Source organism: Sphingomonas swuensis (assembly GCF_039538045.1).
Classification (GTDB): Bacteria; Pseudomonadota; Alphaproteobacteria; order Sphingomonadales; family Sphingomonadaceae; genus Sphingomicrobium; species Sphingomicrobium swuense.
In genome coordinates, this window is sequence record NZ_BAABBQ010000001.1 from 1,139,592 (window position 1) to 1,152,619 (window position 13,028).

At 69.2% G+C, this 13,028-nt stretch carries 13 protein-coding genes; 7 read left to right on the plus strand and 6 right to left on the minus strand.

All coding sequences use genetic code 11. The features are described 5' to 3' along the window. The first annotated feature begins 98 nt into the window (after window positions 1–98). From ABD727_RS05680 to ndk, 3 genes are all read left to right on the plus strand, one after another. The gene (locus ABD727_RS05680) at window positions 99–1,568 is read left to right on the plus strand and encodes a leucyl aminopeptidase (protein WP_344706412.1); all 1,470 of its coding nucleotides are present in this window, start codon (window positions 99–101) and stop codon (window positions 1,566–1,568) included. Next, window positions 1,569–2,006: a DNA polymerase III subunit chi gene (locus ABD727_RS05685; protein ID WP_344706413.1), complete on the plus strand. Its 438-nt coding sequence runs from the start codon at window positions 1,569–1,571 to the stop codon at window positions 2,004–2,006. Window positions 2,007–2,082: 76 nt separating this feature from the next. Beyond that, complete coding sequence (ndk, locus tag ABD727_RS05690) at window positions 2,083–2,505, plus strand: nucleoside-diphosphate kinase (RefSeq protein WP_344706414.1); 423 nt, start codon at window positions 2,083–2,085, stop codon at window positions 2,503–2,505. Window positions 2,506–2,603: 98 nt separating this feature from the next. Here the strand turns inward: ndk and ABD727_RS05695 are convergent, their stop codons facing one another. The 4 genes from ABD727_RS05695 to purM all read right to left on the minus strand — a co-directional run bounded on the left by ABD727_RS05695 (window position 2,604) and on the right by purM (window position 5,853). Further along, the gene (locus ABD727_RS05695; RefSeq protein WP_344706415.1) at window positions 2,604–2,990 is read right to left on the minus strand and encodes a UrcA family protein; all 387 of its coding nucleotides are present in this window, start codon (window positions 2,988–2,990) and stop codon (window positions 2,604–2,606) included. Between the two features lie 52 nt (window positions 2,991–3,042). Beyond that, entirely contained in the window at window positions 3,043–3,735 is a 693-nt protein-coding gene (locus ABD727_RS05700) for a LytTR family DNA-binding domain-containing protein (RefSeq protein WP_344706416.1), read from the minus strand. 74 nt (window positions 3,736–3,809) lie between these two features. Then, window positions 3,810–4,775: a phosphoribosylglycinamide formyltransferase gene (gene purN / locus ABD727_RS05705; protein WP_344706417.1), complete on the minus strand. Its 966-nt coding sequence runs from the start codon at window positions 4,773–4,775 to the stop codon at window positions 3,810–3,812. Further along, window positions 4,768–5,853, minus strand: a complete 1,086-nt coding sequence (gene purM, locus ABD727_RS05710) for a phosphoribosylformylglycinamidine cyclo-ligase (RefSeq protein WP_344706418.1) — start codon at window positions 5,851–5,853, stop codon at window positions 4,768–4,770. The genes purN and purM overlap by 8 nt, the downstream gene beginning before the upstream one ends. Before the next feature lie 63 nt (window positions 5,854–5,916). Here purM and ABD727_RS05715 point away from each other — a divergent pair, with 63 nt between their 5' ends. Genes ABD727_RS05715 through ABD727_RS05730 form a run of 4 tightly spaced genes read left to right on the plus strand, consistent with a single transcriptional unit; the run spans window position 5,917 to window position 11,457 of the window. After that, entirely contained in the window at window positions 5,917–7,236 is a 1,320-nt protein-coding gene (locus ABD727_RS05715; RefSeq protein WP_344706419.1) for a heavy-metal-associated domain-containing protein, read from the plus strand. Beyond that, window positions 7,233–7,859: an HdaA/DnaA family protein gene (locus ABD727_RS05720; RefSeq protein ID WP_344706420.1), complete on the plus strand. Its 627-nt coding sequence runs from the start codon at window positions 7,233–7,235 to the stop codon at window positions 7,857–7,859. Before ABD727_RS05715 ends, ABD727_RS05720 begins: the two co-directional genes overlap by 4 nt. Beyond that, window positions 7,856–10,003: an RNA degradosome polyphosphate kinase gene (locus tag ABD727_RS05725; RefSeq protein ID WP_344706421.1), complete on the plus strand. Its 2,148-nt coding sequence runs from the start codon at window positions 7,856–7,858 to the stop codon at window positions 10,001–10,003. The genes ABD727_RS05720 and ABD727_RS05725 overlap by 4 nt, the downstream gene beginning before the upstream one ends. Further along, window positions 10,000–11,457: a Ppx/GppA phosphatase family protein gene (locus ABD727_RS05730; RefSeq protein WP_344706422.1), complete on the plus strand. Its 1,458-nt coding sequence runs from the start codon at window positions 10,000–10,002 to the stop codon at window positions 11,455–11,457. The genes ABD727_RS05725 and ABD727_RS05730 overlap by 4 nt, the downstream gene beginning before the upstream one ends. Before the next feature lie 21 nt (window positions 11,458–11,478). On the opposite strand, the gene ABD727_RS05735 is transcribed toward ABD727_RS05730, so the two are convergent. Beyond that, complete coding sequence (locus tag ABD727_RS05735; RefSeq protein ID WP_344706423.1) at window positions 11,479–11,784, minus strand: I78 family peptidase inhibitor; 306 nt, start codon at window positions 11,782–11,784, stop codon at window positions 11,479–11,481. Next, on the minus strand, window positions 11,781–12,959 hold the full coding sequence (gene rnd, locus ABD727_RS05740; protein ID WP_344706424.1) for a ribonuclease D: 1,179 nt from the start codon (window positions 12,957–12,959) through the stop codon (window positions 11,781–11,783). The genes ABD727_RS05735 and rnd overlap by 4 nt, the downstream gene beginning before the upstream one ends. Between the last annotated feature and the right edge of the window lie 69 nt (window positions 12,960–13,028).

Genomic DNA, 13,028 nt, shown 5'->3' on the forward strand with positions numbered 1-13,028 from the left:
CTATTGCAGCTTGGACGGAAGGGAGCAACGGGGTTGGCAGGCCCGGCTGCCCACGCCAAATAGCCCGCGACCCTTTCCTTGAGCAGGTATCCGTCTCCATGCAGATCCGTTTCGCCGACCAGCGCCCTTCCGGCTCCTTCGCCCTTGCCCTTCCTGCCGGCTCCTCGGACCGCGCCAACCTGTCCTCGCTCGGCGACGAGCGGGCGGCGGTCGAGGCAGCGGCGCGGGCGCAGCGCTTCGAAGGCGACGCGGGCGCGGTGGCCGAGGCCTGGATCGGCGGAAGCACCGCCCAGGTTCGCCGGCTGCTGCTGATCGGCACCGGCACCGCGAGCGACGGGGCGATGGCCGAGAAGCTCGGCGGCGCGGCGACCGCACGGCTGCTGACCTCGGGCGAGCGGAGCCTCGTCATCGACCTTGGCGGAACCCGGTTCGACGCCGATTCCGCGGCTCGGCTGGCGCTCGGCGCGGCAGCCCGCGCGTGGCGCCATGACCGCTACCGGACCCGCCTCAAGGACAAGCAGAAGCCGACCCTCGAGGAGATCACCATCGTCGGCGCCCCCGAGGGATCGGAGGAGCGCTGGACCAGCCGCTACCAGCCGCTGCTCGCCGGGCTGTCGCTGACCCGCGAACTGGTCGCCGAGCCGGCGAACATCATCTACGCCGAAAGCTTCGTCGAGCGGGTCCGCAAGGCCGCCGAGGGCACCGGGCTGGTCGTCGAGGCGCTCGGCCAGGCCGAGATGGAGAAGCTCGGCATGGGCGCGCTGCTCGGGGTCAACCAGGGCAGCGAGCGCGAGCCGCGGCTGCTGGTGATGCGCTGGAACGGCGGGACCGAGGGCGAGGCGCCGCTGGCGCTGATCGGCAAGGGCGTGACCTTCGACACCGGCGGGATTTCGATCAAGCCGGCGGCGGGCATGGAATCGATGAAGTGGGACATGGGCGGCGCGGGCGCGGTCGCCGGCGCGATGCTCGCCATCGCGCGGCGCAAGGCCAAGGCCAATGTCGTCGGCCTGTGCGGGCTGGTCGAGAACATGCCCGACGGACGGGCGCAGCGCCCGGGCGACGTGGTCACCTCGATGAACGGGCAGACTATCGAGGTCATCAACACCGATGCCGAGGGACGGCTCGTCCTCGCCGACGTGATGACCTACGCGCAGCAGACCTTCCGGCCCAGGCGGATGGTCGACCTGGCGACGCTCACCGGAGCGATGCTGATCGCGCTCGGGCACGAGCATGGCGGGCTGTTCTCGAACGACGACGCGCTGGCCGGCGAACTGACCGCGGCGGGGCTCGAGACCGGCGACAAATTGTGGCGGATGCCGCTCGGCGAGGCCTATGACCGGCTGATCGACAGCCCGATCGCCGACATCAAGAATGTCGGCCCGCGCGAGGCCGGCTCGATCACCGCCGCCCAGTTCCTCGCCCGCTTCGTCGAGGAGGGGGTCGAATGGGCCCACCTCGACATCGCCGGCATGGTCTGGAGCGACAAGCCCGGCACCACCTTCGACAAGGGCGCGACCGGCTATGGCGTTCGGCTGCTCGACCGCTGGGTGGAGCAGGTGGCGGGCTAGGTGCTCGTCGACTTCTACCAGCTGGCGGGATCGCCGCCCGAGCAGATCATCGCTAGCATCGCCGGCAAGCTCCTCAAGGAGGGCGAGCGGCTGCTGGTGGTGATGGAGGACGAGGGCGCGCTGGCGCGGCTCGACCGGCTGCTGTGGGACACGGGTGAGGCGAGCTTCCTCCCACACGCGCTCGCCGGGGGTCCGGACGACGCACGCCAGCCGATCCTGCTTTCGACCACGCCCGACCCGGTCAATGGCGCGCGCAACCTCGCGGTCGCCGACGGCGAATGGCGCGAGGCGGCGCTGACCTTCGAGCGTGCCTTTCACCTGTTCGACGAGGGCCAGCTCACGCAGTCCAGGCAGGCCTGGAAGCTGCTCAGCGGGCGCGAAGGGGTCGAGCGGCGCTACTGGGCACAGGAAGACGGGCGCTGGGTCAACAAGGGCTGAGCCTTGCCTGTCCGGGCTCCGGCGGCTAGGGGCGCGGCCAATCCCGACCCTCAACCAACAGGAGCCTCGCGACGCCATGGCGATTACGCGCACCTTTTCGATCATCAAGCCCGACGCCACCCGCCGCAACCTGACCGGTGCGGTCACCAAGATGCTCGAGGAAGCCGGCCTGCGCGTCGTCGCTTCCAAGCGCATCCAGATGACCAAGGAGCAGGCCGAGGGCTTCTACGGCGTGCACCGCGAGCGTCCCTTCTTCAACGACCTCGTCGGCTTCATGATCTCGGGCCCGGTCGTCGTCCAGGTGCTCGAGGGCGAGGACGCCGTGAAGCGCAACCGCGACATCATGGGCGCGACCAACCCCGAGAACGCTGACGCCGGCACCATCCGCAAGGAACTGGCCGAGTCGATCGAGGCGAACTCGGTCCACGGTTCGGACTCGGACGAGAATGCCAAGATCGAAATCGACTATTTCTTCAAGCCCGAAGAGATCGTCGGCTAAGCCAAGCCACGCGAGCGCGTTTCGCGACGCGCATCAACGGAAGCCCGTCGGACTGCCGTCCGGCGGGCTTTCCTGCGTCTGGCGGGGACGCGGCGCGGTCAGTTGCCAATCACCATGCTGATGGCGATCGCGGGACCAACCGGAAGCCCGGCCATCTTGCGCTTGGCCCGATCGATCGCCGCCGCGACCTGATCGTCGGTGCTTTCGATCGCCGACCGTGTGCACAGGTCGTTGTCGTAGCCGTTGATGTCGAAGCAGAGCGAGTTGGCGGTGCGATGGATCCGCCAGTCGAAACGACGCTGGTCCTGCTTGAGCGCAAGGTTGAGGTCGGCATAGGAAACCGTGCGCTGGAGCTCGGGATCGATCTGCGGTGCCTTGACGACGATGTCGGGACGGGGCGCGGCCAGGCTGTCGGTCGCTCCCGCGGTAAGCACGGTACCGAGGAACAGGGCGGCGGCGATGCACGCGACTTTACGGTCGTTCATGGAACCCTCCTGAAAGCGAGCCGTGTGACGGCTCGACGCTTCTCTTGCGCGTTCAGTGAGGAAGCTTCAGGTCAATTTCGTTGAAGGGAGCCAGGCCCTCCTTGAGCGCTCCATTTGTCGAAGAATCGCGACGAGGGGTCGACGACTCGCCCGCAACCAGGCGCATCACGGCGGCAACGTTCGAATGGGCGATGGCGACCTCGGTCCCATCCTTGAGCCTCGCGGTCCAGCGGCGGCCCTCATGGGTCAGTCGCTCGATGAAGCCGACCCGCGCCAGGCAGGATCGCCGGAGCCGGATGAAGTTCGGTGGCGCGAGCTGCTCGGACAAATGCGCCATGGTCGCATGGACGAGGCAGTTCCACTCGCCGACATGGACCCGCATATAGTCGCCCTCGGCGAGGACCTTGTCGACGAGGCTGCTCGCCACCTGCTTCATCCCGCCCTCGCAGGGCAGCCAGATCGCCTGGCCGTCGCCGTCTTCGCGGCACTCGATCCGGCTGGAGATGAAGCTGAAGTCGAGCCGGCTGGCCAGCTGGGCGAGGTGAGGCCGCATGCGCTCGACCTGGTCGGTGTAGTGGGCGAGCGACTGGAAGCGGCATTCGACGATGAGGTCGTACTTGCCCGACGCCTGCATGTAGCTGTCGACGCAGGGGCAGTGGCTGAGGCCCTGCTTGAAGCGTGCGAGGTCGTCGGCGGGAGCGCGGATGTCGAAGGCAAGACAGGCGAGAACGGCAAGCTCGGGCATGGCGCTGCTTCCCCCTGGAAGCGCCTTTCCAATTACTAGAGCCGCGCCGAGTCGGCAACGCTCCGGGGCAGTGTCTAGAACTCTTCCGCCGCCCGGATCAGCCGAGTGAGCCGGGCCGGGGCCGACGATTGCCAGCTCCGCTCGAGCCAGCCTCGCACCGCGTCCCAGTCGGTGTCCGGGCGGTTGAGCCTGAGGCCCAGCCAGCCGCTCGCACCATAATATTTGGGCCAATAGTAGAGCTCGGGATGCGCCTCGATCAGCCCGGTCATCTCGTCGGGGCCGCTGGCGCGAAGGAGAAGGCCGATCGCGTCCGAGCCGTGGTGGCGGTCGGCGAGGATTGCGAAATGCTTGGCGGTCTTCTCGCTCCCCACCGCCCAGCCGGGCGAACCGTGGTTCGACTTGCGGATCACCGCGGGCAGCGCCGCGGCGAGCGCATCGATCTGCGCCTCGATCCAGTCGGCATCCTGGTGTCGTGCGACATAGGCGCGGAGCGTCGCCGGGTAGAGCTGGTGCTCGGCGAGGCGGACCCGGGAGGCGAGCGTCTCGGGCGTGTCGCCGGGGCGGATCGCAACCGCGACCTGGCCGAGAATCTCGCCGGAATCGACCTCCTCGGTGACGAGATGGACGGTGCAGCCGGCCTGCGCGTCGCCTGCCTCGAGCGCTCGGGCATGAGTGTCGAGCCCGGGATAAAGCGGGAGCAGGCTGGGGTGGATGTTGAGGAGCCGGCCGGCCCAGCGCGCGACGAAGTCGGGGGTGAGCAGGCGCATGTAACCTGCAAGCGCCACCGCGTCGGGGCGGGCCGCGGCAAGGGCGTCGTGGAGAAGCTGGTCGAAATCCGCGCGGGCAAGGCCGGAATGCGACCGGGCCCAGGTCGGAACGCCTTCGGCCTCGGCCAGCGCGAGGCCGGGCGCTTCGGGATTGTTCGAGGCGACGAGGACGATCTCGAACGGGCTTCCGTCGAGGCGGCTGGCATAGAGGAGGGCGGCCATGTTGCTGCCCTCGCCCGAGATGACGACGGCGACGCGGGCCTTGTCAGCCATGATGGTGCGTGGCGCTCCACATGCCGCGCGCGCTCCAGCTTTCGTCCGAGCCGCGCACGGTGCAGCCGCGCTCGCCCTCGACGACCTCGCCGATGCGGTGGACGGTTTCGCCCGCTGCGGCGAGACTATCGGCAAGCGCCTCGGCCTGGTCGGGCGCGGCCGCGACGACCATCCCGATCCCGCAGTTGAAGGTCCGGGCGAGCTCCTCGGGCTCGATCTGCCCGCCGGCCTGGAGCCAGGCGAACAGGGGCGGAAGCGGCCACAGGTCGGCGTCGACCACCGCGTGGCAGCCCGCGGGAAGCACCCGCGGGATGTTCTCGAGCAGGCCGCCACCGGTGATGTGGGCAAGCCCACGGACGCGACCTGCGCGGATCTCGGGAAGCAGGCTCTTCACATAGATCCGGGTGGGCTCGAGCAGGAGGTCGCCAAGCAGATGCTCGGGCGCGAAGCGAGCCGGGCGGTCGAGCCGCCAGCCGTTCACCTCGATCAGCTTGCGGACCAGGCTGAAGCCGTTCGAGTGGACTCCCGAGCTGGCGAGGCCGAGCAGCTGGTCGCCGGGGCGGATCTCCTGACCGGTGAGCTGCTGGCCACGCTCGACCGCGCCGACGCAGAAGCCGGCGAGGTCATAGTCGCCGGGCGCGTACATGCCGGGCATTTCGGCGGTCTCGCCCCCGATCAGCGCGCAGCCGGCCTGGAGGCAGCCCTGGGCGATCGAGGCGACCACCGCCTCGGCGACCCCGTTGTCGAGCTTGCCGGTGGCGAAATAGTCGAGGAAGAAGAGCGGCTCGGCACCCTGGACGACAAGGTCGTTGGCGCACATCGCGACGAGGTCGATTCCGACCCCATCGTGGCGGCCGAGGTCGATCGCGAGCTTCAGCTTGGTCCCGACCCCGTCGTTGGCGGCGACCAGGATGGGATCGGTGAAGCCCGCGGCGCGAAGGTCGAAAAATCCGCCGAATCCGCCGAGGTCGGCGTCGGCGCCCGGCCGCCGCGTGCTCCGCGCGAGCGGACCGATCGCCTTCACCAGCGCATTGCCCGCGGCGATGTTCACGCCGGCCTGTTCATATGTCAGCCCCATGGAACAGGCGCCTAGCCCACAAGAGCCTTGGAAATCGAGCCCCAAGCTGCTTTGAGGCGTGGCATGTCGCTCCGTGCTCCGGGTCTGATGCTCAGCTTCCTTCTCCTGCTCTCGCTGGCGGGAGGCGGAGCGGTGGTCGCGCAGCTCGAGAGCGGGGACCGCGGAATCCCGCCGCTCGACAGCTCGAGCACGCTCGAGATCGGCGGAATCAAGGTCGACATCGCCGCCAAGGATGCCGAGAGCGCGCGGCTCGCCGGCTGGCGCGAGGCGCAGCGGATCGGCTTCGCCCGGCTTTGGGCGCGGATGCACAAGAGGCCCGAGACCGAAGCGCCCAAGGTGCCCGATGGAACGCTCGACGATCTCGTCAGCTCGATCAGCATCGAGGAAGAGAAGATCGCGCCGGGCCGCTACATCGCGACGCTCGGCGTGCTGTTCGACCGCTCGCGCTCGGGTGCGCTGCTCGGCAGCGACGGACCGGTGCGACGCTCGGCGCCGATGCTGCTGATCCCGATCCTGACCAGCGGCGGGACCTCGACCAGCGTCGAGCTTCGCAACAGCTGGCAGCGCGCGTGGGCCGGCTATCGCACGTCGGGAAGCGCGATCGATTATGTGCGCGTGTCGGGGCAGGGGATCGATCCGCTGCTGATCAACGCCGCGCAGACGAGGCGGCCCGGCCGCGCGATGTGGCGCAGCATCACCGACTTCTACGGCGCGGCCGACATCCTCGTCGCCGAGGCGCAGGTTCGGCGGCTCTACCCCGGCGGTCCCGCGGTCGCGACCTTCATCGGCTATTTCGGCGCCGACAGGCGACCGCTCGGTGCCTTCACCCTTCGCGCCGCGGACAGTGCCGGCGTGCCTCGGATGATGGCCGAGGGCGTCGCGCAGATGGACGCGCTCTACACCCGCTACCTCGCCGCGGGCGAGCTTCGCCCCGATCCGAGCCTGATCATCCCCGAAGTCCCGCTTCCGCCCGAGGAAGAAGAGGAAGTGGTCGAGCAGAAGCCGGCCGAGCGGGTGATCCAGATCGCAGTCACCTCGCCTTACTCGCCGGTCGGCTGGCTGCGTTCGATCCCGGGCGTGCGCAGCGTCCAGGAGATCGGCGCGCAGGTGCTGGTCGTCCGCTACAGCGGCTCGCCGGGTCAGCTGGCCGGAGCGCTCAATGCGCGCGGCTGGCAGACCAACAGCGCAAGCGGCGTGCTGACCATCACCGGCTATGCGCCTCCAGCGTCGGCCGCGACCCCGGCCCCGGTTCCCGCGCCACCGCCCGCGGGAGGTCCGCCCGCGCCGACCCCGCCGAGGCCGCAGCCGCAGCCGCAGCCCACGCAGGGCGCACGCGAGCCGCTGGTCCCGGTGCCGACGACCCGGAACTCGGGGGATCGATGAAACTCCCCGACCAGTTCGCGCTTCCGCTCGACTGGCCCCAGGGGAGCGACGACAGCCGGTTCATCCTCAGCGAGGCCAACCAGGCGGCGCACGAGCATTTCCAGTTCTGGAGCCGCTGGCCGGTCAAGGCGACGATCCTGATAGGGCCGCGCCGCTCGGGCCGCTCGCTGCTGGCGCGCAACTTCGTCGCCCGGGTTGGCGGGCGTCTGTTCGACCCGGCTGAGGACCATGAGGAGGAGGCGCTCTTCCACGCCTGGAACCAGGCGCAGGAGACGGGCCTGCCGCTGGTGCTGGTCGCAAGCGCCGCTCCGCCCGATTGGAGCATCGCGCTGCCCGACCTTCGGACCCGGCTTGCGGTGACCCCGGTGGTGCGGATCGAGCAGCCCGACGACCGCCTGTTCGCCGCGCTCATCCAGCGCCTGTTCGCCGATCGCGGTCTGCACCTTCCCGAGGAGGCGCTGCGTTACGTGGTCAGCCGGGTGACCCGCGACTATTGGACCGCGGAGCGGGTGGTCGACGCGATCGACCGCTTTGCCATCGCCGAGCGGGCTCGGCTGACCGTGCCGACGGTCCGGCGGGCGCTGGTCGCCGGCGGTCTGATCACGGGAGGAATCGAGGAGTGAACGCCGCGTCCGACATCAAGGTCGCCGCCGCGAAGGAGAAGCCCGCGAGCCGCTTCTTCAATCGTGAGCTGTCGTGGCTGGCGTTCAACCGGCGGGTGCTCGAGGAGGCCGGCAATGTCGCGCATCCCTTGCTCGAGCGGCTTCGCTTCCTGTCGATCAGCGGGACCAACCTCGACGAATTCTTCTCGGTCCGAGTCGCCGGGCTCAAGGAACAGCAGCTCGAGGGGCTCGAGCATCACAGCCACGACGGACTGACCGCCGGGCAGCAACTCGAGAAGATCAGCGAGGCGGCCGACGCGCTGATCGCCGACCAGCAACGGACCTGGATCGAGCTTGGCGAGCGGCTCGCCGAAGTGGGGATCGAGGTCGCCGAGGCCTCCAACCTGACCGAAGCCGAGCGCGAGTGGCTGCGCGGTCACCTCGCCGAGCAGATCCTGCCGGTGCTGACCCCGCAGGCGATCGATCCCTCGCACCCGTTCCCGTTCGTGCCCCACCTCGGCTTCGCGCTGGTCTTCTCGATGGTCGACACCGCCGACGGCGAGCCGGTCAGCGAAGTGCTGATGATCCCGGCCTCGGTCCCGCGCTTCCTGCGCCTGCCCGGCATGAAGTCGCGCTATCTCGCGATCGACCAGGCGGTGGCGGCGCATCTCGACCTGCTGTTCCCCGGCTTCCAGCTGATCGGCGCGGGTGCCTTCCGGGTGCTTCGCGACACCGACATCGAGATCGAGGAGGATGCCGAGGACCTCGTCCGCCACTTCCGCTCGGCAATCAAGCAGCGCCGGCGCGGGCGGGTGATCCGGCTCGAATTCGCGGCGGGGACGCCGGTCGAGCTGGAAACGCTGGTCCGCGCCGGGCTCAGCGCCGAGCATGCGCTGATCGCCGAGAGCGGCGGGCTGATCGGGGTCGCCGACCTCGGCATCCTGGTCGACAAGGAGGAGCGGCCCGACCTCAAGTTCCAGCCCTACACGCCGCGACTGCCCGAGCGGATCAAGGAGCATGGCGGCGACTGCTTCGCGGCGATTCGAGGCAAGGACTTCATCGTCCACCACCCCTACGAGAGCTTCGACGTGGTGGTCGCCTTCCTTCGCCAGGCGGCGAGCGATCCCGACGTCATCGCGATCAAGCAGACGCTCTATCGCGCGGGCAAGCAGTCGGCGATCATCGACGCGCTGGTCGCGGCGGCGGAGGCGGGCAAGTCGGTCACCGCGGTGGTCGAATTGAAGGCGCGGTTCGACGAGGAGCAGAACCTGCTGTGGGCCTCGCGGCTCGAGCGGGCGGGCGTGCAGGTCGTCTACGGCTTCATGGAGTGGAAGACCCACGCCAAGGTGTCGATGGTCGTGCGCCGCGAAGGCGCGGTGTTCCGCACCTACTGCCACTTCGGGACCGGCAACTACCACCCGACCACCGCGCGGCTCTACACCGACCTCAGCTTCTTCACCGCTTCCAAGCGTGCGGCACGCGACGCGGCCAAATTGTTCAATTTCATCTCGGGCTATGTGCCGCCGAAGGGGCTCGAGCTGCTGACCCTGAGCCCGGTCACGCTGCGCGAGAAACTGACCGGCTGGATCGACGGCGAGATCGCCAACGCGAAGGCGGGCAAGCCGGCTGCGATCTGGGCCAAGATGAACAGCCTCGTCGACCCGCTGATCATCGACAAGCTCTACGAGGCGAGCGAGGCGGGGGTGAAGATCGAGCTCATCATCCGCGGCGTCTGCTGCCTGCGGCCGGGGATCGCGGGCATGTCGAGCAACATCCGCGTCAAGTCGATCGTCGGCCGCTTTCTCGAGCACAGCCGGATCTGGTGCTTTGCCAGCGGCGCCCGGCTTCCGCATGCCAAGGCGCGGGTCCTGATCAGCTCGGCCGACTGGATGCCGCGCAATCTCGACCGGCGGGTGGAGGTAGCGGTGCCACTGGAGAATGCGACGGTTCATGCGCAGGTGCTCGACCAGGTGATGGTCGCCAACCTCATCGACAATGAACAGAGCTGGAGCCTCGATGGTTCGGGCAACTACACGCGGGTTCCGGCGGGCAAGAAGCCGTTCAACCTGCATACCTATTTCATGACCAACCCGTCGCTGTCGGGTCGTGGTCAGGCCTTGGAGGGCAAGAAAGTGCCGAAGCTGAGACTGGAGCAGGGCGGGTGAGCAAGTCTCCGCCTCCCGTCGGGATCATCGACATCGGGTCCAACTCGGTTCGCTTCGTCGCCTTCGCTGGCTCGCAGCGGGTGCCCTCGACCCTGTTCAACGAGAAGGTCGCCGCCGGGCTCGGGCGCGAGCTCGCGACCACCGGGCGGCTGCCCGAGAAGGCGATGGAGCAGGCGGTCGCCGCGCTCGCCCGCTTCCGGCTGCTGGCCAAGGAGGTGAAGCTCAAGACGTTGCACGTCGTCGCCACCGCGGCGGTGCGTGACGCGGAGAATGGCGAGGACTTCCTCAAGGCCGCGCGCAAGGCGGGGATCGACCCGCAGGTGATCAGCGGCGAGGAGGAAGCGCGGCTGTCTGCGCTCGGCGTCATCTCGGCGATCCCCGGCGCGCGCGGGGTCGTCGCGGACCTCGGCGGCGGAAGCCTCGAGCTGACCCCGGTGGTCGACGGCAAGCCCGGCCAGGGCATCTCGCTGCCGCTCGGCGTGCTTCGCCTCGGATCGGACGCGAGCGCCAAGGCGATCGCCGCAATGCTCCGCAAGAACCTCCCGCCGGCGATCCTGTCGGCCGGGGCGGAGCGAACGCTCTACCTCGTCGGCGGCTCGTTCCGCGCCTTCGTCCAGCTCGACCAGCAGGAAGCGGCATTCCCGCTGCGGATCGTCCACGGCCATTCGGTCGACCAGGTCCGCGCCCGCGAGCTTCGCCAGCTGGTGCGCGGCATGACGCCCGAGGAGATCAAGCGGCGCTACGGCCTGTCGGCGACCCGCTCGCAGACTCTGGGCGCGGCCTCGGCGGTGCTCGAGGCGCTGTTCAAGGTGCTCGAGCCGGCGCGCGCGGTGGCCAGCGCCTACGGGCTTCGCGAGGGCCTGCTCTACGATCATCTCTCGCCCGACATCCAGTCGGAAGACCCTTTGCTCGCGGCGACCCTCGAGGCGGGCGAGAAGCTCGGCCGGTTCGGCGATCATGGCGCCGAGCTCGACCGCTGGATCGCGCCGCTCTTCCCCGACGACGACAAGGCGGCGCGGCGGCTCCGGCTCGCGGCCTGCCTGCTGGCCGACGTGGCGTGGGAGGCGCACCCTGACTTTCGCGCCCTCTGGGCGGTCGACATGGGAGTCCACGGCAACTGGGTCGGGATCAACGCCGAGGGACGGACGGTGATCGGCCGGACCTTGTGGTCGGCGTTCGGCGGCGACGGTCCGTTCGACGGGCGGCTCGCCGACCTCGTCGAACAGCGGGTGCTCGAGCATGCCGGCCAGTGGGGCGCTGCGATCCGGCTTGCGCAGCGGCTGTCGGGCGGGACCGAGAAACTGCTCGAGCGGACCTCGGTTCGGCTCGAGGAGGGCGAGGTGGTCCTGAGCCTGACCCGCAAGGACCGAGCGATCTACAGCGACGTCACCGCACGGCGGCACCGCCAGCTGGCGGCGCTGATGGGCTATTCGGCGCGGGTCGAGGAAAGCTAGTTCGCCGGCGGACGCGCGGCCTCAGCCGCAGTTGGCGCGCTCGACGCGGTTCTGGCCGTCGAGCCAGACGCGGACCCGGTCGTCGCGATAGTCCATCGTCACCATCATGCCCTTGGCGACCCACTGCAGGGTCTTGGAGCCCGAGGAGCGGATGATCTCGTTGGCGAGCTCGGCCGAGGCCGGACGCCCCTTGAATTGCGCCAGCATGGTGCCCGAGCAGACGTAGCGGTCCGCGCTGTTGCCGCCGGGATAGGGCGAGCCCGGCTGTGCGGTGGCGCAGGCGGCGATCAGCGGCAGGGTCGCGGCGACAAGCAACAGGCGGGTCATTCGGCATTCTCCAGGCTGCGGGTCATCTTCAGTTTGCCGCCGACGGTGGCGAAGGCAAGCCGGCCCTCGACGAGGTCCAGTGCATCGCGGCCGAACTCCTCGAACCGCCAGCCCGAGAGGATGGCGAGATCCTTGCGGACTCCGGCGGCGAGCGCCTCCAGTTCGTCCGAGCGGGCGATCAGCTTGGAGGCGACGCCCGTTTCCTTGGCCTTGATCTTGAGCAGCAGCTTGAGGAGGTCGGCGACCAGCGCGCCGTCCTTGGTCAGGCCAGGGCGACTGGGCCCGCGGTCGGGCAGCTCGTCGGGGCCGAGCGGAGCGGCGCCCTCGAGCGCGTTCATCAGCCGGGCGCCGATCTCGTTGTTGCGCCAGCCGGCGGAGAGGCCGCGCACCTTGCCGAGGTCGTCCTGGGTCTTGGGCGGGTGGCCGGCGAGGTCGGCGAGCGTGTCGTCCTTGACGATCCGGCCGCGGGGCAGGTTCTTGTTGCGGGCCTCGCGCTCGCGCCAGGCGGCGAGGACCTTCAGGCGGCCGAGCACCGCCGGGTTGCGGCTCGGCAGCTTCAGGCGCTTCCACGCATCCTCGGCATCGAAGGCGAAGGAGGAGGGATCGGCGAGCCGCTCCATCTCCTCGTCGAGCCACAGGCCACGACCGGTCTTGCGCAGCTTGCCGACCATCTTGGGGAAGATGGTGGCGAGGTGGGTGACGTCGCCGATCGCATAGTCGATCTGGCGCTTGTCGAGCGGTCGGCGGCTCCAGTCGGTGAAGCGGGCGCCCTTGTCGAGCGCGTGACCGAGCATGGATTCGATGAGGTTCGAATAGCCGATCTGCTCGCCATAGCCCAAGGCCATGGCGGCGATCTGGGTGTCGAACAGGGGATGCGGGACCTTGCCGGTCATGTTGTGGACGATCTCGAGGTCCTGCCCGCCGGCATGGAAGACCTTGAGCACGTCCTCATTGTCGACCAGCAGGTCCCACAGGGGCTTGAGGTCGATGCCGTCGGCCATCGGATCGATCGCAGCCGCCTCGTCCTCCGAGGCGATCTGGATTAGGCACAGCTCGGGCCAGTAGGTGTTCTCGCGCATGAACTCGGTGTCGACGGCGACGAAGCCGTGGGTCGAGAGGCGCTCGCACAGCGCGGCGAGACTGGCGCTGTCGGTAATCAGGGGATGAATCTTCATGTCGGCCACGCTGTAGCGAGGCGCGTCCAAGTTGACAAAAGGGGAGGGGTGGGGAAAGCGCCCGCTCGG

Coding starts and splice junctions, on each gene's coding strand:
- ABD727_RS05700 (WP_344706416.1), bottom strand. CDS start 3,735: ATGCCCGAGCTTGCCGTTCTCGCCTGTCTTGCCTTCGACATCCGCGCT.
- ABD727_RS05680 (WP_344706412.1), top strand. CDS start 99: ATGCAGATCCGTTTCGCCGACCAGCGCCCTTCCGGCTCCTTCGCCCTT.
- ABD727_RS05695 (WP_344706415.1), bottom strand. CDS start 2,990: ATGAACGACCGTAAAGTCGCGTGCATCGCCGCCGCCCTGTTCCTCGGT.
- purM (WP_344706418.1), bottom strand. CDS start 5,853: ATGGGGCTGACATATGAACAGGCCGGCGTGAACATCGCCGCGGGCAAT.
- ndk (WP_344706414.1), top strand. CDS start 2,083: ATGGCGATTACGCGCACCTTTTCGATCATCAAGCCCGACGCCACCCGC.
- ABD727_RS05715 (WP_344706419.1), top strand. CDS start 5,917: ATGTCGCTCCGTGCTCCGGGTCTGATGCTCAGCTTCCTTCTCCTGCTC.
- purN (WP_344706417.1), bottom strand. CDS start 4,775: ATGGCTGACAAGGCCCGCGTCGCCGTCGTCATCTCGGGCGAGGGCAGC.
- ABD727_RS05720 (WP_344706420.1), top strand. CDS start 7,233: ATGAAACTCCCCGACCAGTTCGCGCTTCCGCTCGACTGGCCCCAGGGG.
- ABD727_RS05735 (WP_344706423.1), bottom strand. CDS start 11,784: ATGACCCGCCTGTTGCTTGTCGCCGCGACCCTGCCGCTGATCGCCGCC.
- rnd (WP_344706424.1), bottom strand. CDS start 12,959: ATGAAGATTCATCCCCTGATTACCGACAGCGCCAGTCTCGCCGCGCTG.